The sequence below is a fragment of the Mesorhizobium sp. B3-1-8 genome (assembly GCF_006439495.1).
Classification (GTDB): Bacteria; Pseudomonadota; Alphaproteobacteria; order Rhizobiales; family Rhizobiaceae; genus Mesorhizobium.
In genome coordinates, this window is sequence record NZ_VFTK01000008.1 from 19120 (window position 1) to 37187 (window position 18068).

The 18068-nt window shown below is 63.4% G+C and carries 18 protein-coding genes; 6 read left to right on the top strand and 12 right to left on the bottom strand.

Annotated elements, in window-relative coordinates:
* Positions 1-87: 87 nt before the first annotated feature.
* Positions 88-696 (bottom strand): hypothetical protein, encoded by a 609-nt coding sequence (locus FJ424_RS09420; protein ID WP_140650848.1) that lies wholly within the window; start codon positions 694-696, stop codon positions 88-90.
* Positions 697-777: 81 nt separating this feature from the next.
* A complete protein-coding gene (locus FJ424_RS09425; protein WP_140650851.1) occupies positions 778-1626 on the bottom strand; it encodes an RNA methyltransferase in 849 nt (282 codons plus the stop codon).
* Between the two features lie 208 nt (positions 1627-1834).
* On the opposite strand from FJ424_RS09425, the gene FJ424_RS09430 reads away from it, so the two are divergent.
* Positions 1835-3046, top strand: a complete 1212-nt coding sequence (locus FJ424_RS09430) for an NADP-dependent isocitrate dehydrogenase (RefSeq protein WP_140650853.1) — start codon at positions 1835-1837, stop codon at positions 3044-3046.
* A gap of 83 nt (positions 3047-3129) precedes the next feature.
* Positions 3130-3756: a glutathione S-transferase family protein gene (locus FJ424_RS09435; protein WP_140650856.1), complete on the top strand. Its 627-nt coding sequence runs from the start codon at positions 3130-3132 to the stop codon at positions 3754-3756.
* A gap of 239 nt (positions 3757-3995) precedes the next feature.
* Here FJ424_RS09435 and alaS read toward each other — a convergent pair whose 3' ends face one another.
* Entirely contained in the window at positions 3996-6665 is a 2670-nt protein-coding gene (alaS, locus tag FJ424_RS09445; RefSeq protein ID WP_140650859.1) for an alanine--tRNA ligase, read from the bottom strand.
* Positions 6666-7005: 340 nt separating this feature from the next.
* Entirely contained in the window at positions 7006-8103 is a 1098-nt protein-coding gene (gene recA / locus FJ424_RS09450) for a recombinase RecA (RefSeq protein ID WP_095765184.1), read from the bottom strand.
* Positions 8104-8384: 281 nt separating this feature from the next.
* Between recA and FJ424_RS09455 the strand changes: the two genes are divergently transcribed.
* Both FJ424_RS09455 and FJ424_RS09460 read left to right on the top strand, forming a co-directional pair.
* Positions 8385-9323, top strand: coding sequence for a carbohydrate kinase family protein (locus tag FJ424_RS09455; RefSeq protein WP_140650862.1), 939 nt, complete (start codon positions 8385-8387; stop codon positions 9321-9323).
* A 39-nt stretch (positions 9324-9362) separates the two neighbouring features.
* On the top strand, positions 9363-10280 hold the full coding sequence (locus FJ424_RS09460) for a pseudouridine-5'-phosphate glycosidase (protein ID WP_140650864.1): 918 nt from the start codon (positions 9363-9365) through the stop codon (positions 10278-10280).
* 172 nt (positions 10281-10452) lie between these two features.
* Here FJ424_RS09460 and FJ424_RS09465 read toward each other — a convergent pair whose 3' ends face one another.
* Positions 10453-10776, bottom strand: coding sequence for a TfoX/Sxy family protein (locus FJ424_RS09465; protein ID WP_140650867.1), 324 nt, complete (start codon positions 10774-10776; stop codon positions 10453-10455).
* An 89-nt stretch (positions 10777-10865) separates the two neighbouring features.
* Here FJ424_RS09465 and FJ424_RS09470 point away from each other — a divergent pair, with 89 nt between their 5' ends.
* Both FJ424_RS09470 and FJ424_RS09475 read left to right on the top strand, forming a co-directional pair.
* Positions 10866-11363 (top strand): GFA family protein, encoded by a 498-nt coding sequence (locus FJ424_RS09470; RefSeq protein ID WP_140650870.1) that lies wholly within the window; start codon positions 10866-10868, stop codon positions 11361-11363.
* Between the two features lie 15 nt (positions 11364-11378).
* Positions 11379-11837: a RidA family protein gene (locus tag FJ424_RS09475; protein ID WP_140650872.1), complete on the top strand. Its 459-nt coding sequence runs from the start codon at positions 11379-11381 to the stop codon at positions 11835-11837.
* A 22-nt stretch (positions 11838-11859) separates the two neighbouring features.
* On the opposite strand, the gene sufA is transcribed toward FJ424_RS09475, so the two are convergent.
* The 7 genes from sufA to sufB form a co-directional block, all read right to left on the bottom strand.
* Complete coding sequence (gene sufA / locus FJ424_RS09480; RefSeq protein ID WP_140650875.1) at positions 11860-12240, bottom strand: Fe-S cluster assembly scaffold SufA; 381 nt, start codon at positions 12238-12240, stop codon at positions 11860-11862.
* Between the two features lie 88 nt (positions 12241-12328).
* On the bottom strand, positions 12329-12721 hold the full coding sequence (locus FJ424_RS09485; protein WP_140647788.1) for an SUF system Fe-S cluster assembly protein: 393 nt from the start codon (positions 12719-12721) through the stop codon (positions 12329-12331).
* 5 nt (positions 12722-12726) lie between these two features.
* Complete coding sequence (locus FJ424_RS09490; RefSeq protein ID WP_140650878.1) at positions 12727-13968, bottom strand: cysteine desulfurase; 1242 nt, start codon at positions 13966-13968, stop codon at positions 12727-12729.
* An 85-nt stretch (positions 13969-14053) separates the two neighbouring features.
* Positions 14054-15325 carry a Fe-S cluster assembly protein SufD gene (sufD, locus tag FJ424_RS09495; RefSeq protein WP_140650881.1) on the bottom strand — a complete coding sequence of 424 codons (1272 nt, stop codon included), beginning with the start codon at positions 15323-15325 and terminating at the stop codon, positions 14054-14056.
* Positions 15326-15347: 22 nt separating this feature from the next.
* Positions 15348-16103: a Fe-S cluster assembly ATPase SufC gene (gene sufC, locus FJ424_RS09500; RefSeq protein WP_140650884.1), complete on the bottom strand. Its 756-nt coding sequence runs from the start codon at positions 16101-16103 to the stop codon at positions 15348-15350.
* A gap of 33 nt (positions 16104-16136) precedes the next feature.
* Positions 16137-16376 carry a hypothetical protein gene (locus tag FJ424_RS09505; RefSeq protein WP_140647792.1) on the bottom strand — a complete coding sequence of 80 codons (240 nt, stop codon included), beginning with the start codon at positions 16374-16376 and terminating at the stop codon, positions 16137-16139.
* Positions 16373-17896: a Fe-S cluster assembly protein SufB gene (gene sufB, locus FJ424_RS09510; RefSeq protein ID WP_140650887.1), complete on the bottom strand. Its 1524-nt coding sequence runs from the start codon at positions 17894-17896 to the stop codon at positions 16373-16375. Before sufB ends, FJ424_RS09505 begins: the two co-directional genes overlap by 4 nt.
* Positions 17897-18068: the final 172 nt, after the last annotated feature.

An 18068-nucleotide genomic window follows, 5' to 3' on the forward strand; every position in this document is an offset into this window, starting at 1 on the left:
AGCAGCTTTTGCGCAGGCGCCAGGGCATGGTGCCGAAAAGTGTGAAGCGGTTTTCGGACGACGTCATGCTCTATCTCTAAGACTTACTCAAATCCCGCGCTTGCCGAAGCCGGCGGGGCGCGGCCTGCCGAAAGGCTGCGGTGCCGGCGGGACGCGCGCGGCGGAGGCGGCGGCACGTGGGGCGGCCGGCACGCTGGCTGTTACGGTGCGTCCGGCACGCGCCGGTGCCGGCAGCGGACCGTCGAAATCGAAAACATCGGTCAATTCATCGATATTGCTGCCCGCGACCGGCTTCGCCCACAGGATCGTGCACCAGAGGCCGAACACCGAAAGTCCAAGCAGGTTCAGCCCGCCTGGAATGCTCTCGGGATCGCCGAATTTGACGACCAGCAGCACGCCTGCCTGCAAAAGCGCGTAGACGGCGGAAAGGGCGATGTAGGCCCACAGGATCCATCGGCGCCCGTTGGCATCGCGGGTGCGGCGCGAGGCGATGTTGCCGCGCAGCGCGACAAAGACGAGGGAGGCGATGAGGACGGCGCCCGCCATGCCCTGCCGCGCCGGACCAGGCCCCGAATTGATCAGCCCTTCGAAGCCGATCGTACTGACAATGCAAATAAGGATCACCACGGTCTCGGCCACGGCGAGGCCGAGAGAGTAAAGGAAAAAGCGCAGTCGACCAATATTGGACGTAAACATGTGCCACCCCCACTATTGTGGCCAGGATGGCGTATAACCGAATAAAATTCGGTTACTTCAAATGCTCACAGCTTACCGATTTTAACTTTCTTCGTCTTTGGCGCGACTGCGTGCACCGGCCGGCAATCGTCTCGGATCGTCCCCGGGCGAGCCGTCGCCGCGCGGCATGGCCGGCGAAAACCGGTCGAGCGACGAGATGATGCCGCGCAGCACCTTCAGTTCCGGCTCGGCAAAGCCCGCGCGAGTCAACACAGCGCGCAGATTGTCGACCATCTTCGGCTTCTTTTCTTCCGGGCGGAAGTAGCCTCGCGCTTCCAGCGCGTTTTCCAGATAGGCGAACAGGCTGTGCAACTGCTCCTTGGTCGCCGGCATAAGCTCCGGTCCGGAGAAGTTGGTCTGGGTCTCGTCGGCGAGGCCGGACTTCATCCATTCATAGGACATCAGCAGCACCGCCTGGGCGATGTTGAGCGAGGAAAAGCCGGGATCGACCGGGAAGGTGACGATCTCGTCGGCGAGCCCGACCTCGTCATTATAGAGGCCGAAGCGCTCGCGGCCGAACAAGATGCCGGTACGCTCGCCCACCTCGACACGCGCTCTCAGCGCCCTGCCCGCTTCCACGGGACCGCGCACCGGCTTGAAGCCGTCGCGCTCGCGTGCCGTCGTGGCGAAGACGAAGTTCAGGTCGGCGACCGCCGAGGCCAGATCGTCGAAAACCCTGGTGGCGTCGATGACGTGGTCGGCCCGGCTGGCGGCCGCGCGCGCCTTTTCGCTCGGCCAGCCGTCACGCGGGTTGACCAGCCTGAGCTCGGATAGGCCGAAATTCGCCATTGCGCGGGCGACCATGCCGATATTCTCGCCGAGCTGCGGCTCGACCAGGATGATGGCCGGTCCGGCGGAAGCGGTCTTGGCTGTATTTTCGATGGCTGGCATAGCTGTGGGTAACCGGGGTTTGCGGCGTTTCGGCGTCCCCTGCCACATCCGGACCGGAAAATGAAGCATTCACAACAGCGGCACCCGTCCGCTCCGGCACGGATCGCGGTTTGCGCGCTGAAAAAGCCTTTGATATACGCTCCGCATCCCCGGCCGAAACCATGCGGGCAAGGCCGTTCAGATCCCCCAGCAACGAGGCATTCTTTCCATGGCGAAGATCAAGGTGGCGAACCCGGTCGTCGAACTCGACGGCGACGAGATGACCCGCATCATCTGGCAGTTCATCAAGGACAAGCTGATCCACCCCTATCTCGACCTGAAGCTTGAATATTACGACCTCGGCATCGAGAACCGCGACGCCACCAACGACCAGGTGACGATCGACTCGGCCAACGCCATCAAGAAATACGGCGTCGGCGTGAAATGCGCGACGATCACTCCCGACGAGGCGCGCGTCGAGGAATTCAAGCTGAAGAAGATGTGGAAGTCGCCCAACGGCACCATCCGCAACATCCTCGGCGGCACCATCTTCCGCGAGCCGATCATCATGAAGAACGTGCCGCGCCTGGTGCCGGGCTGGACCAAGCCGATCGTCGTCGGCCGTCATGCTTTCGGCGACCAGTACCGCGCCACCGACTTCCGCTTCCCCGGCAAGGGCAAGCTGACGATCAAGTTCGTCGGCGAGGACGGCCAGGTGATCGAGCATGACGTCTATGACGCGCCGGGCGCCGGCGTGGCCATGGCCATGTACAATCTCGACGAGTCGATCCGCGAGTTCGCCCGCGCCTCGCTGAACTATGGCCTGCTGCGCAACTTCCCGGTGTATCTGTCGACCAAGAACACCATCCTCAAGGCTTATGACGGCCGCTTCAAGGACATCTTCCAGGAGGTCTACGAGAAGGAGTTCGAGGCCGAATTCAAGGCGCGGAAACTCTGGTACGAGCACCGCCTGATCGACGACATGGTCGCCTCAAGCCTGAAATGGTCGGGCGGCTATGTCTGGGCCTGCAAGAACTATGACGGCGACGTGCAATCCGACACCGTGGCGCAAGGCTTCGGCTCGCTCGGCCTGATGACCTCCGTGCTGATGACGCCGGACGGCAAGACGGTGGAAGCGGAAGCCGCGCACGGCACCGTGACGCGCCACTACCGCCAGCACCAGAAGGGCGAGGAAACCTCGACCAATTCGATCGCCTCGATCTTCGCCTGGACGCGCGGCCTGGCGCACCGCGCCAAGCTCGACGACAACACCGCGCTGAAGCGCTTCGCCGAGACGCTGGAAAAGGTCTGCATCCAGACCGTCGAGTCTGGCTTCATGACCAAGGACCTGTCGCTGCTGATCGGCCCCGACCAGCCCTGGCTCTCGACCACCGGCTTCCTCGACAAGATCGACGAGAATTTGCAGAAGGCCATGGGGTAGCCCAACCTTACGGCACACAGAAGGCTCCGCGAGGAGCCTTCGCTTTTTTGGACACTGCGACGGGCAAAATTGAGAGCTGATCGATGGCCAAGCCAACTCTCTACGGCGCCGACTACAGCGTCTATGTGCGCATCGCGCGAATGGCGCTGGAGGAGAAAGGCATCGGCTACGAGTTGGTGCCGCTCGACATCTTCGCCGCCGAGGGCATTCCGGCCTGGTATCTGGAGCATCATCCCTTCGGCCGCATTCCGGCCTTCGAGCATGACGATTTTCACCTGTTCGAGACCGGCGCAATCGCGCGCTATGTCGATGAAGCCTTCGATGGTCCCGCGCTGCAGCCGGCCGACGTGCGCGGCCGCGCCAGGATGGGCCAGATCATCGGCATGCTCGACGCCTATGGTTATCGCGCGATGGTCTGGGACGTTGCCGTCGAGCGGCTGGAGAAGGCAGCGCCGGAGGAGGCGCTGATTGCCGGCGCGCTGAGCCAGGCTGAGACAGTGTTAAAGGTTTTGACATCGCTGAAAACAAAAGGGCCTTGGCTGCTTGGGGACCAGCTGACGCTGGCCGACCTGCACGCGGCGCCGATCATCGCTTATTTCGTCAAGGTCGCGGAAGGGCGCGAGCTGCTGGCGCGGTTTGCGGATATGCGCGATTGGTATGCCCGAATAGCCGGACGGTCGAGCTTTACGCGGACGGAAAAGGTCGCGTAACTCGCTCAGCCTCGGCGCCGCCCCTCATTGCCCTGCCGGGCATTTCTCCCCGTAAAACGGTGAGAAAGAAGCGATTGCAACGCCGGCGCCTTTTCTGCAACGCAGACTATTGGCGAAAGCCGCGATAACAGCGCCCTTCTCCCCGTTCAACGGGGAGAAGATGGCGGCAGCCAGATGAGGGCAGCGCAGCCCTCGGAGAGTTGGGAGCCGGCCTGAGCTACAGCCGATCGCTCCGACCGTCACGCCGCTTCCAGCGCCGCCTTCACAGCCGCGATCGCGTCATTGGCCTTCGACGCATCGGGGCCGCCGGCCTGCGCCATGTCGGGACGGCCGCCGCCGCCTTGACCGCCAAGCGCGGCGGACGCGACGCGCACGAGATCGACGGCGCTGAAACGTCCGGTCAGATCGTCGGTGACGCCGACGACCACGCTTGCCTTGTTGTCCTCGCCCGCGCCGACAAAGACGACTATGCCGGAGCCGAGCGTCTTCTTGCCGGCATCCGCCAGCGGCTTCAGGTCCTTCGGCGCCACGCCGGTGACCGCCTTGCCGAGGAAGCCGACACCTGCGACGGTCTCGTTCGCGGCCGGAGCATCGGCAACGGCCGAGCCGCCGCCCAGCGCCAGTTTCTTGCGCGCCTCGGTAAGCTCCTTTTCGAGCTTTTTGCGTTCTTCGAGCAGCGCCTCGACGCGCAACGGCACGTCGGCCGGCGAGATCTTCAAGGTCGCCGCCGCGGCTTTCAGCCGCCTGTCCTGTTCGTCCAGATGCCTGCGCGCCGCCTCGCCGGTCAGCGCCTCGATGCGGCGCACGCCGGCCGCCACCGCGCTGTCTGACAGGATGCGCACCAGGCCGATATCGCCTGTCGACCTCACATGTGTGCCGCCGCAAAGCTCGACGGAATAGGGCCGATTGGCCTTGGCGCCATGCAGGCCGGTGCCCATCGACACGACGCGCACCTCATCGCCGTATTTCTCGCCGAACAGCGCCATGGCGCCCTCGGCGATCGCGTCGTCGACCGACATCAGACGCGTCGTCACCGGGCTGTTCTGCACGACGATCTCGTTGGCCATGCGCTCGACCTCCTCGAGTTCATCGGCCGAGATCGGCTTGTTGTGCGAGATGTCGAAGCGCAGCCGGTCGGGCGCCACCAGCGAGCCCTTCTGCGCGACATGGGTGCCCAGCACCTCGCGCAGCGCCTCGTGGATGAGATGCGTCGCGGAATGGTTGGCGCGCAGCCTTGAGCGGCGGGCATGATCGACCTTCAGCTCGACGGCATCACCCGTCTTGACCGTACCTTTGGCCACCTTGCCGAGATGCACGAACAAGCCATCGGCCTTCTTCTGCGTGTCCGAGACCTCGATTGAAAAACCCTCGCCGGAAATCACGCCGGTGTCGCCCATCTGGCCGCCGGATTCGCCGTAGAACGGCGTCTGGTTGACGACCAAGGCGACCGCATCGCCCTGGCTCGCGCTGTCGATGGTCTTGCCGTCCTTGACCAGGGCCTGGACGATGCCTTCCGCCTGCTCGGTCTCATAGCCGAGGAATTCGGTCGCGCCGGTCTTTTCGCGCACCGAGAACCATACCGTCTCGGTCGCGGCCTCGCCCGAGCCCGTCCAATGCGCGCGCGCCTCGGCCTTCTGCCGCTCCATAGCGTCGGTGAAGCCGGCGATGTCGACCGAGATGCTGCGCTGGCGCAGCGCATCCTGCGTCAGATCGAGCGGGAAGCCATAGGTGTCGTAGAGCTTGAAGGCCGTCTCGCCATCCAGCATGTCGCCGGCATGCAGCGTCTCCGTAGCGTCCGAAAGCAGACCGAGGCCGCGCACCAGCGTCTTGCGGAAGCGTGTTTCCTCGAGCTTCAGCGTTTCGGTGATCAGCGCCTCGCCGCGCACGAGCTCGGGATAGGCCTGGCCCATCTCGCGCACCAGCGCCGGCACCAGTTGCCACATCAGCGGCTCCTTCGCGCCAAGCAGCTGCGCATGGCGCATGGCACGGCGCATGATGCGGCGCAGCACATAGCCGCGCCCCTCATTCGACGGCAGCACGCCATCTGCCACCAGGAACGAGGACGAACGCAGATGATCCGCGATGACGCGGTACGACCCGACGTTCTCCTGGTTCGGCCCCTGGCCTAGCGCCGAGGACGCCGCGTCGATCAAATGCCTGAACAGGTCGGTCTCGAAGACGCTTTCGACGCCCTGCAGGATGGAGGCCATGCGCTCCAGGCCCATGCCGGTGTCGATCGAGGGACGCGGCAGGTCGATGCGCTCTTCCTTCGTCACCTGCTCATACTGCATGAACACCAGGTTCCAGAATTCCAGGAACCGGTCGCCGTCCTCTTCCGGGCTGCCGGGCGGGCCGCCCCAGATATGCTCGCCGCGATCGATGAAGATTTCCGAGCACGGACCGCACGGGCCGGTGTCGCCCATCGCCCAGAAATTGTCCGAGGTCGGGATGCGGATTATGCGGTCGTCGGAGAAGCCGGCGATCTTCTTCCAGTAACCAGCCGCCTCGTCGTCGGTGTGATAGACCGTGACGAGCAGCTTGTCCTTCTTCAGGCCGAAACCCTTGGTGATCAGGTTCCAGGCAAGCTCGATCGCGCGCTCCTTGAAATAGTCGCCGAACGAGAAATTGCCGAGCATCTCGAAGAAGGTGAGATGGCGCGCGGTATAGCCGACATTGTCGAGGTCGTTGTGCTTGCCGCCTGCACGCACGCTCTTCTGCGCGGTGGACGCTCGCGAATAGGGACGTTTCTCCAGGCCGGTGAAGACGTTCTTGAACTGCACCATGCCTGCGTTTGTGAACATCAGCGTCGGATCGTTGCGCGGCACCAACGGGCTGGAGGCGACGATCTCGTGGCCCTCCTTGCGGAAGTAGTCGAGAAATGTCGACCGGATATCGTTCACGCCACTCATTGCGTACTGCCTTTTCGCGAGAACCGCCGGCGTCGCCGGCGGCTGATGGGCTTTGGTGTTTCCAGAAGATAGATGGGCCTTTTAGCCGTAGCTCTTGAGCCTGTCCAGAAACACGGAGTTAGGTCAATCCGCCGGCGAGCGACGGCCCGGCGCCGCCCGCAAAATGCAAAACCGCCGGCGCGAAGGCCGGCGGTTCGGGTACGCAATACTCAAGAACTCGATTACATAAGCATAAGACGATAAACAAGGATTGTGGCCGAACTCCGGCTAAGCCGACGAATAGCTTCCGCCCAATCCCGAACAGGAAACTGCTGCGCGATCTTCCTGGAACGAACCGGCCCTACAAGGCGCCGGCTTCGTCCTCGAAACCGTCGTCGCCGCCTTCGGAGCCGCCATTCTCGAGAAATTTCTCGGCGATCAGCCCGGCATTCTGGCGCAATGCAAGTTCGACCTCACGCGCCGTATCGGGATTGTCGCGCAGGAACAGTTTTGCGTTCTCGCGACCTTGGCCGAGGCGCTGCGAATTGTAGGAGAACCAGGCGCCTGACTTCTCGATGACGCCAGCCTTGACGCCGAGATCGATCAGCTCGCCGGTCTTCGACACGCCCTCGCCATACATGATGTCGAACTCGACCACCTTGAAGGGCGGGGCCAGCTTGTTCTTCACCACCTTGACGCGGGTCTGGTTGCCGACGACCTCGTCGCGGTCCTTGACCGAGCCGATGCGGCGGATGTCGAGGCGCACCGAGGCGTAGAATTTCAGCGCGTTGCCGCCGGTGGTCGTCTCGGGCGAGCCGAACATGACGCCGATCTTCATGCGGATCTGGTTGATGAAGATGACCATTGTGTTGGAGCGCGAGATCGAGGCGGTCAGCTTGCGCAGCGCCTGGCTCATCAGGCGAGCCTGAAGACCGGGCAGCGAATCGCCCATCTCGCCTTCGATTTCAGCGCGCGGCGTCAGCGCCGCCACCGAGTCGACGACCAGCACGTCGATGGCGCCCGAACGCACCAGCGTGTCGCAGATTTCCAGCGCCTGCTCACCGGTGTCGGGCTGCGAGATCAAAAGGTTCTCGAGGTCGACGCCAAGCTTGCGAGCATAAACCGGATCGAGCGCGTGCTCAGCATCGACGAAGGCGCAGATACCGCCCTTCTTCTGGGCTTCCGCCACCGTGTGCAGCGCCAGCGTCGTCTTGCCCGAGCTTTCCGGCCCGTAAATCTCGATGATGCGGCCGCGCGGCAGGCCGCCGACGCCGAGCGCGATATCGAGACCGAGCGAGCCGGTCGGCACGGTTTCGATCTCGACCACCTGCTCGTTGGCGCCGAGCCGCATGATCGAGCCCTTGCCGAAAGCGCGCTCGATTTGCGACAGCGCCGCGTCCAGAGCCTTTGATTTGTCCACTGCCTTATCCTCTACAAGCCGCAAAGAATTCTGAGCCATGATACATCACCCCTTGGTCGTCAATGAAGGCCGGACAATCCGTGATCCCTGCTTGTTTTGTACCTTTTTTGTTCTCATTTGGCAAGGGGCGGCAAGCAGCTGAAAAACAATCAATATCTGGATATGTTCTTTCTTTGTCCCACCAGGGCTGGAGCGAAACAGAACCACTGGTCCAGAAGAGATTTGATATCCGCATGTCCCGAATCGCGGCGCCGATTGCGGTGTGACGCGCAGAAACTTAGTGTGCGCAGCCAACTATCAACCAAGGTTACCATATCCGCATGCCGACATCCCCAACAATCCTGGCGCTGGGCGGAGCCCATATCGACCGGCGCGGCCAGGTCTCGGGCGCCTATGTGCCCGCCGCTTCGAATCCCGGCATCATGCGCGAGGACGTCGGCGGCGTGGTTTTCAACGCGCTGCGCAGCGTGGTGAAGCGCGGCGTGTCGGCCTCGCTGATATCGGTGCGCGGCGGCGACGCTGCGGCCGACACCGTCGCCTTGGCGATCGACAACGCCGGAATAGCGGACCTCTCGGTGGTGTTCCTCGACCGCACGACGCCGAGCTACACGGCGTTGATCGACGCCGAAGGTGAGCTGATCGTCGGGCTGGCCGACATGACGCTCTACGATCTTGCCTTCCCCAAGCAGATGAGGCGTTCCAAGGTGCGCGAGGCGATCGCCGCGGCCGACGCCATCCTGTGCGACGCCAACCTGCCGACGGCGGCGCTGGAGCGCTTGGTAGCGCTTGCCGGTGGCCGGCCGGTCTTCGCCATCGCCGTCTCGCCGGCCAAGGTCGTCCGCCTGGCGCCGCTGCTCGACGACCTGTCGCTGCTTTTCATGAACCGCCGCGAAGCCGCCGCGCTGGCCGACGCCGAGCTATCCGGCGAAACCCTTGTCGACGCGCTCAGGCGGGCCGGCCTGAATGCCGGCGTGGTCACGTCCGGCAGCGCCCCGGTTCTGGGCTTCGACGACACCGGCATCTTCGAGATCGATCCACCCGCGCCGCGCAAGGTTGCCGACGTGACCGGAGCCGGCGACGCCTTGACCGGCGCAACGGTCGCCGCCTTGCTGCGCGGCCTGCCGCTGCGTGCCGCGCTGCGCGAAGGCCTTGCCGCGGCGATGCTTGCCATCGAGAGCCCGGAGGCCGTGCCGTCCTTCACGGCGGGCAACTTCACGCAGGTGCTTGGCCTTGTGCCGGAGGCGCGGGAGGTGGCATAGGGCCACCAGACATCCACTTCCTCCTGATCGGAGACAGCCGTGACGCCCGACACCGCCCGCCCCTTCGTCGACATCCACCCGCCCGTGGCGGAGGCGCTTGCCGCCGGCCGGCCGGTGGTGGCGCTGGAAAGCACCATCATCACCCACGGCATGCCCTACCCCGACAATGGCGCGATGGCCGCCAAGGTCGAACAGATCATCATCGATGGCGGCGCGGTGCCGGCGACGATCGCCGTGGTCGACGGCCGCATCAAGATCGGCCTGTCCGACGGCGAGCGCGAATCGCTTGCCATGACCGGTGACGCCATGAAGCTGTCGCGCGCCGATATCGGCTTCGCCGTCGCTCAAAAGCGTACCGGCGGCACCACCGTTGCGGCCACCATGATCGCCGCGCATATGGCCGGCATAAAGGTCTTCGCCACCGGCGGCATTGGCGGCGTCCACAAGGGCGCGGAAAAGAGCTTCGACATCTCGGCCGATCTCGACGAGCTGGCGCGCACGCCGGTCATCGTTGTCTCTGCCGGCGCCAAGGCGATCCTCGACATCGAAAAGACACTGGAAGTGCTGGAGACGCGCGGCGTGCCGGTGATCGGCCATGACTGCGAGACGATGCCCGCCTTCTGGTCGAGGCAGTCGCCCTTCCGCGCGCCGCTGACGCTCAATGCGCCGCAGGACATTGCGCATTTCTATCGCACGCGGCAGGCGCTGGGCCTCGGCGGCGGCATCCTCATCGCCAATCCGGTGCCGCGGAACGACGAGATCCCGGCCGACGAAATGGCCGGCTATATCGAAGCCGCGCAGAAGGCCGCCGAAGCCCAGAACGTCACCGGCAAGGCGGTGACGCCGTTCCTGCTGTCGAAAATCCTGGAACTCACCGGCGGCCGCAGCCTGAAGACCAACATCGCGCTGGTAGAGAACAATGCTCGGCTGGCTGCGGAGATTGCCAAGGCGTTGTAGGCGCGGAACGCTCAGCTACCGGCAGCGATAGCCAAAAGCGAACGCCGCGTTCCGTCACACCCCCTCTGGCCTGCCATCTCCCCCGCAAGGGGCGAGATTAGCAGCTTGGCCGCCGGCATTGGGGGTGCTGTCTCTCGGCATCTCCAAAAGGCCGCCACGACGCCCTCGAAAATTATCTCCCCGCCCTTCGTCCCGCCTCGTAAGCGCGCCGCGCCCATACCGCCATTTCGTCGGGGTCGTCGAAAGCCTCGTCGGGAATGCTCCAGTATGGCATCGCCACCTCCTTGCCGTGCCGCGAGCCTGTATAGGTCCATTGCTTGCAGCCGGCGGCTTCGAAGTCGGGGATGCTCTCTTCGTCGGCCTTGAGCAGCAATTCGCCGCGCACGACGACCGCGACGATGACGCCGTCGCGATAGATGCCCTTGCCCCCGAACAGTTTTCTGATGCCGATCGGTCCCAGGCTTTCGAACAATTCTTCAAGGCGCGCGTTGTCCATGCCGCGATCATCTCATCCGGCATGGGCCTTGTCATCGCCGCAACCAAAAGCATGCTGACAGGTTGAGATCGGAAAACGGAGATCCCGCCATGCCCGTCCTGCTCAAAGGCTCCTGCCGTTGCGGCGCCGTCCGCTTCGAGGTGGAAAGCCACACGCCGGTGCCGTTCATGCTCTGCTACTGCTCGATCTGCCGCAAGCAGCAGGGCGGCGGCGGTTTCGCCATCAATCTCGGCGCCGACTACGAGACACTTGATATCAGGGGCAAACGCAGCCTCGGCGTCTACCGCGCCGAGATCGAGGATGACGAGCATCCGCATTGCGAGGTCTCAACCGGCGAACGCAATTTCTGCAGGAAATGCGGCGCAGCGCTGTGGCTTTACGACCCGACCTGGCCGGACCTCGTGCATCCTTTCGCCTCGGCGATCGACAGCGACCTGCCGACGCCGCCGGAAAAGGTGCATCTGATGCTGAAATACAAGGCGAACTGGGTCGAGCCGGTGGTCGGGAAAAAGGACAAGGTGTTCGACGTCTATCCCGAGGAATCGATCGCCGACTGGCACAAACGGACGGGGATGTGGGTGGATTAGCGACAGGAGGCCGAAATGAACCTCACGACGCACAAGAAATTCAAAGGTGGTCGTTTGATGCCTTGGGGCAAGGGCACGGCCGTCTCGGACGCGAAGGGATATGTTTTTCTGTCCGGCAACACCGCCACCATCGACGATCACGATCCGTCGAAACACCAGGGGGGCGCCGTTGGCGACGCGGCAACGCAATGGCGCGAGATCCTCGCGAACATCAAGTCGGATCTGGAGGAGCTTGGCAGCTCGCTCGACCATCTGGTCAAGGTGACGTTCTACGTCAAAGGACCTTTCCCGTCCGGCGGCGTTCTCAGCTCACCCAACTTTCGTCTGGACGTGCTGGACGAATTCTTCGCCGAACATTGCCCGAAGCACTGCAGCTACAACAACCCGCCGCCATCGGAAGTGATCGGCGTCGCCGCCCTGGCGCAGCCGGATCTTGTTGTCGAGCTCGTCGTCATTGCGGCGCTGCCGGACTGAGCGGGAGCGCCGGCGGGCTTGGTCAGGCCGAGGTGCGCGCCTCGGCAAGCGCCTTGAGGTCGGCCGGCTTCAGCTCGACGGATTCGCCGCAGCCACAGGCCGAGCTCTGGTTCGGATTCCTGAAGGTGAAGCCGGTGCGCAGCGTCGTCTGCTCGAAATCCATCTCGGTGCCAAACAGGAACAACGCCGCTTCCGGCGCGACATAGACATGCGCGCCGTCGCGTTCGATATGGTCGTCCTTGGGGTTCGGCTCGGTGACCAGGTCGACCGTGTATTCCATGCCGGCGCAGCCGCCCTTCTTGATGCCGAGCCGGATGCCATGCGCACCTTCGCGCGTGGCGACGATCTCGCGCACCCGGTCGGCGGCCTTTTCGGTCATCGTGATGACGGCGAAGCGTCCCATATCGTTCTCCACGTTCGCGCGAGTTCAAGGCCCGCGGAATGAGTCTGCCCTTAAGATGGTGAAGTTTCACCTAGCGTGCAAGTCAAGCTCAATACCAACCGACCGCGACCTGCGCCTCTTCCGACATGCGGTCGGGCGTCCATGGCGGGTCGAAGGTCATGTTGACCTCGACGCCGGATACGCCTTCGACGGCACCGACGGCGTTCTCGACCCATCCAGGCATTTCGCCTGCCACCGGGCAGCCCGGCGCGGTCAACGTCATGTCGATCTTGACCGAGCGGTCGTCCTCGATGTCGATCTTGTAGACCAGGCCGAGCTCATAGATGTCGGCCGGGATTTCTGGGTCGTAGACCGTCTTCAGCGCCGAGACGATGTCGTCGGTCAGCCGCGCCAGCTCGTCGGCGGGGATCGCCGAGGCCGAAACGATGCCGTTCGCGGCCGTTTCCGGCGCTTTTTCTGCGGTGGTGCTCACGTCGTCCATCATCGTCACCCGAAGAACTTTCGCGCCTTTTCAAGCGCCTCGGCCAAGGCGTCCACTTCGGCCCTGGTATTATACATGCCGAACGATGCCCTGCATGTGGAGGTTACGCCGAAGCGTTTCAACAGAGGCTGGGCGCAATGCGTGCCGGCACGGACCGCGACGCCTTGCCGGTCGATCACCATCGACACGTCATGCGCATGGATGCCCTGCAATTCGAACGAGATGATGGCGCCTTTGCCGGGCGCGTCGCCGAAGATGCGCAGCGAGTTGATCGCGCGCAGCCGCTCATGCGCGTAAGTCTTGAGGTCCGCCTCATGCGCGGCGATGCGCTCGCGGCCAACCTTCTCCATGTAATCGAGCGCCGCGCCCAGACCGATCGCCTGCACGATCGGTGGGGTGCCGGCCTCGAAGCGGTGCGGCGGCTCGTTATAGGTGACGATGTTCTCCGTCACTTCCTCGATCATCTCGCCGCCGCCCATGAAGGGACGCATCTCTTCCAGCCTGTCCTTCTTGCCGTAGAGCACGCCGATTCCGGAAGGGCCATAGACCTTGTGTCCGGTGAAGACGAAGAAATCGCAGTCGAGATCCTGCACGTCGATCGGCATGTGGACGGCGCTCTGGCTGCCATCGACGAGGACCGGAATGCCGCGCGAATGCGCGATGCGGACGATCTCCTTGATCGGCGTCACAGTGCCCAGCGCATTCGACATCTGGGTGATGGCGACGAGCTTGGTACGGCCGGTCAGCCGCTTCTCGAATTCCTCGATGTGGAAGGCGCCGAGATCGTCGACCGGTACCCAGACCAGCTTGGCGCCCTGCCGCTCGCGGATGAAATGCCACGGCACGATGTTGGAGTGGTGCTCCATGATCGAAAGCACGATCTCGTCGCCCTCGCCGATCCTCGGCATGCCCCAGCCATAGGCGACCGTGTTGATCGCCGAGGTGGTGTTGGAGGTGAAGACGATGTTGTCCGTGCTCGGCGCATTGAGAAAACGCTGCACCGACTTGCGCGCATTCTCATAGGCATCGGTCGCGGCATTGGAGAGGAAATGCAGACCGCGATGGACGTTGGCGTATTCCTGGGAATAGGCGTGCTGGATGGTGTCGAGCACCACCTGCGGCTTCTGCGCCGAGGCGCCATTGTCGAGATAGACCAGCGGCTTGCCGTAGACCTGGCGCGACAGGATCGGGAAATCGCGGCGGATCGCCTCGACGTCATATGGGGTGGTTTCGATCTTCTGGTCCATTTCGAAGTCCTTGTCGGCCGAAGCCGCGATCCTTCCGACCGAGCTTCGCTCGGCCACCTTCTCCCACAAGGGGAGAAGGTAGGCGCTACCCGTGCGTCAAAAACCAGCCGTCGAGCCGCGCTTCCAACGCTTCGACCAGTGCCTCGTCGTCCAGTTCCTCGATCACTTCGGCCACGAATGCCTTCACCAGAAGGCCCCGCGCCGACTTCTCGTCGATGCCGCGAGCCATCAGGTAGAACAGGTGGTTGTGGTCGATCTCGGTGACCGTCGCGCCATGGCCGCAGACGACGTCGTCGGCGAAGATCTCCAGCTCCGGCTTGGTCGAGAACTCGCCGTCGTCCGACAGAAGCAGCGTGTTGCAGGCCATCTTGGCGTTGGTCTTCTGCGCGTATTGATGCACATTGATGCGGCCCTGGAAGACGCCGCGCGCCTTGCCGGTCACCACATTGCGGATCACTTCCGTCGAGGTCGTGTGCGGCACGGCGTGGTCGAGCACCATGGTGGTGTCGGTATGGGTGTCGCCGGCGAGAAGGTTGATGCCGCGCAATTTGAAGTCGGCGCCCTCGCCCGTCGTCCTGACGACGACCTCCTGGCGAACGAGCTTGCCGCCGGCGTTCATCACGAACAGCGTCAGCTTGGCATCGTTGCCGATATGCGCCTTGAACTGCGCGAGATGCGTGGCCGTGTCGGGCTGCTCCTGCACGATCAGCCAGGTCACTTCCGCGCCGTCGCCAACCACGAGCTGGCTGACCGAAGAGACGAGCGCCTCGTCGCCCTCGCCTGCCTGGCGCTCGACGACAATCGCCTTGGCGCCGGCGCCGACACGCGCCAAGAGCCGCACATGCGACTGGCCGCCGGCCTGCAGGTTTTGCAATTCGACCGGCTTTTCCAGTTCCACACCGTCGGCGATATCGACGAATAAGCCGTCGGCGACGAAGGCGGTGTTGAGCGCGCCGATGGCGTCGTCGCTGCCGTAGGGGTCCAGTCCCGGAGCCACGCTGCCGTCGGTCAGCTTCTCCGACAGACGCTGCACCGCGACGCCTTCGATATCCGGCAGCTTCGTCTGCGAGACGCCATTCAGAACCGGCAGAACCGCGGACCCTTCGAGAATTGGAGCGAGCGCCTTGACGACGGCGGCGGATTCGAATGCCGGCACCGAAGTGAGCAGCCGGCGCAGGTCCGTATAGTGCCAGGATTCGACGCGGCGCGTCGGCAGACCGTGCTTGATCGCCTCGATCGCGTCGTCGCGCTTGACCATCACCGCGCCGTCGCCGGGCAGCAGCGACAGCCGCTCGCCGAAGGCATCGATCAGCGCCGTCTCGGCCAATGTCCTTTGGGGCTGTGCATGCATGTTCATGGCTCTTGCCTCGACTGCCATCTCACGCCGCTTCGCCGATCACGCCGGCATAGCCGTTGGCCTCGAGATCGAGCGCCAGCGACTTGTCGCCCGACTTGATGACCTGGCCCTTGTAGAGCACGTGCACCGAGCCCGGCACGATGTGCTCGAGCAGGCGCTGGTAGTGGGTGATGACGACGATGGCGCGCTCCGGCGAACGCAGCGCGTTGACGCCGTCCGAGACGATCTTCAGCGCGTCGATGTCGAGACCGGAATCGGTCTCGTCGAGCACGCAGAGCTTCGGTTCCAGCAGCTTCATCTGCAGGATCTCGGCGCGCTTCTTCTCGCCGCCCGAGAAGCCGACATTGAGCGGCCGCTTCAGCATGTTCATATCCATGCTGAGCGAGGCCGCCGCCTCCTTCACGCGCTTCAGGAATTCCGGCACCTTCAGCGGCTCCTCGCCGCGCGCCTTGCGCTGCTCGTTCATCGCGACCTTCAGGAATTCCATGGTGGCGACGCCCGGTATCTCCATCGGATACTGGAAGGCGAGGAAGATGCCGGCGGTGGCGCGCTCGGCCGGATCCATTTCGAGGATCGACTGGCCGTTATAGAGGATGTCGCCTTCGGTGACCTCGTAGTCCTCGCGGCCGGCGAGGATGTAGGACAGCGTCGACTTGCCCGAGCCGTTCGGGCCCATGATCGCGGCGACCTCGCCGGCTTTCACCGAGAGATTAAGACCGCGGATGATCTCGGTGCCATCGTCGACGATGCGGGCGTGAAGGTTCTTGATCTCAAGCATTTTCGTTCCGTTCCAAAATTTGTCCGTTCAAATTCAATGCCAACGCCAGCGCCAGTCGCCGTCCGTCTTGGCCTTGATGAGCGGGATTGTCGCGCCCGTCAGGGCAACGACAATGAGAATGATCAGCCAAGCCGGGACTCCGAGATCGATCAGACCTATCGATAGCGCGACAGCGATCAGGATCCAGGCGACCACGAAAGCCCAGCCCTTCCAGTTGTCGGGCGTCGCGCCATAGCCGAGGCGCTTCGGCCTGAACCATTTCTCTGCGCTCATCCGACACTGCCTTCGAGGCTGATGCCGATCAGCTTCTGCGCCTCGACGGCAAACTCCATCGGCAGCTGCTGGATGACGTCCTTGACGAAGCCGTTGACGATCAGCGCGATCGCCTCTTCCTCGGGGATACCGCGCTGCATGACGTAGAACTTCTGGTCCTCGGAGATTTTCGACGTCGTCGCCTCATGCTCGAACTGCGCCGTCGAATTCTTGGCTTCCATGTAAGGCACGGTGTGCGCGCCGCACTGGTCGCCGATCAGGAGCGAATCGCAATTGGTGAAATTGCGCGCATTGGCCGCCTTGCGATGCGCCGAGACCTGGCCGCGATAGGTGTTTTGCGAGAAGCCGGCGGCGATGCCCTTGGAGATGATGCGGCTCGACGTGTTCTTGCCGAGATGGATCATCTTGGTGCCGCTATCGACCTGCTGATAACCGTTCGACACCGCGATCGAATAGAACTCGCCAGAGGAATCGTCGCCGCGCAGGATGCAGCTCGGATATTTCCAGGTGATCGCCGAACCCGTCTCGACCTGCGTCCACGAGATCTTCGAGCGATCGCCGCGGCAGTCGCCGCGCTTGGTGACGAAATTGTAGATGCCGCCCTTGCCCTCGGCGTCGCCGGGGTACCAGTTCTGCACAGTCGAATATTTGATCTCGGCATCGTCGAGCGCGATCAGCTCGACCACCGCCGCGTGCAGCTGGTTCTCGTCGCGCTGCGGCGCCGTGCAGCCTTCGAGATAGGAGACGTAAGCCCCCTCCTCGGCGATGATCAGCGTGCGCTCGAACTGGCCTGTGTTCTTCTCGTTGATGCGGAAATAGGTCGACAGCTCCATCGGGCAGCGAACGCCCTTGGGCACGAAGACGAACGAGCCGTCGGTGAACACGGCCGAATTCAGCGTCGCGTAGAAATTGTCCGTGGTCGGCACGACCGAACCCAGATACTTCTTGACCAGTTCCGGATGCTCGCGGATCGCTTCCGAGATCGAGCAGAAGATGACGCCGGCCTGCGCCAGCTCCTTCTTGAAGGTGGTGACAACGGAAACGGAATCGAACACGGCGTCGACCGCGACGCGGCCGGACTTGTAGACGTTGTCGCCAACCTCGTCTTCTTCCCCGTCGACAGCTGCGGTCTTCTGCACGCCGGCCAGGATCTCCTGCTCCTTGAGCGGGATGCCGAGCTTCTCGTAGACCTTGAGCAGTTCAGGGTCGACTTCGCTCAGCGACTTCGGTCCCGGCGTGCTCTTCGGCGCGGCGTAGTAGTGGATGTCCTGGAAATCGATCTTCGGATAGTGGACGCGCGCCCAGGTCGGCTCTTCCAGCGTCAGCCAGCGACGATAGGCCCCCAGACGCCATTCGAGCATCCAGTCCGGCTCGTCCTTCTTGGCCGAGATGAAGCGAATGATGTCTTCGCTCAGGCCCTTGGGGGCCTTGTCCATCTCGATCTCTGTCTGGAATCCGTATTTATACTGGTCGACGTCGATCTTTCGAACCCGATCGATCGTCTCCTGCACAGCAGGCATAAGCGTTCTCCATCCACGCCGGGGTCAAGGCCCGGCAGTTTTCAAACTATGGCACCGCCGAAATCGCGTCCCACGGAGGGACTCGCGGCGGAGTAAGTTCCATATAGTGCGTATCGGCCGGAAATTCACCCGGCCAGAACAAAACGCACGGCTCTACCAGGCCCTAAAGCCT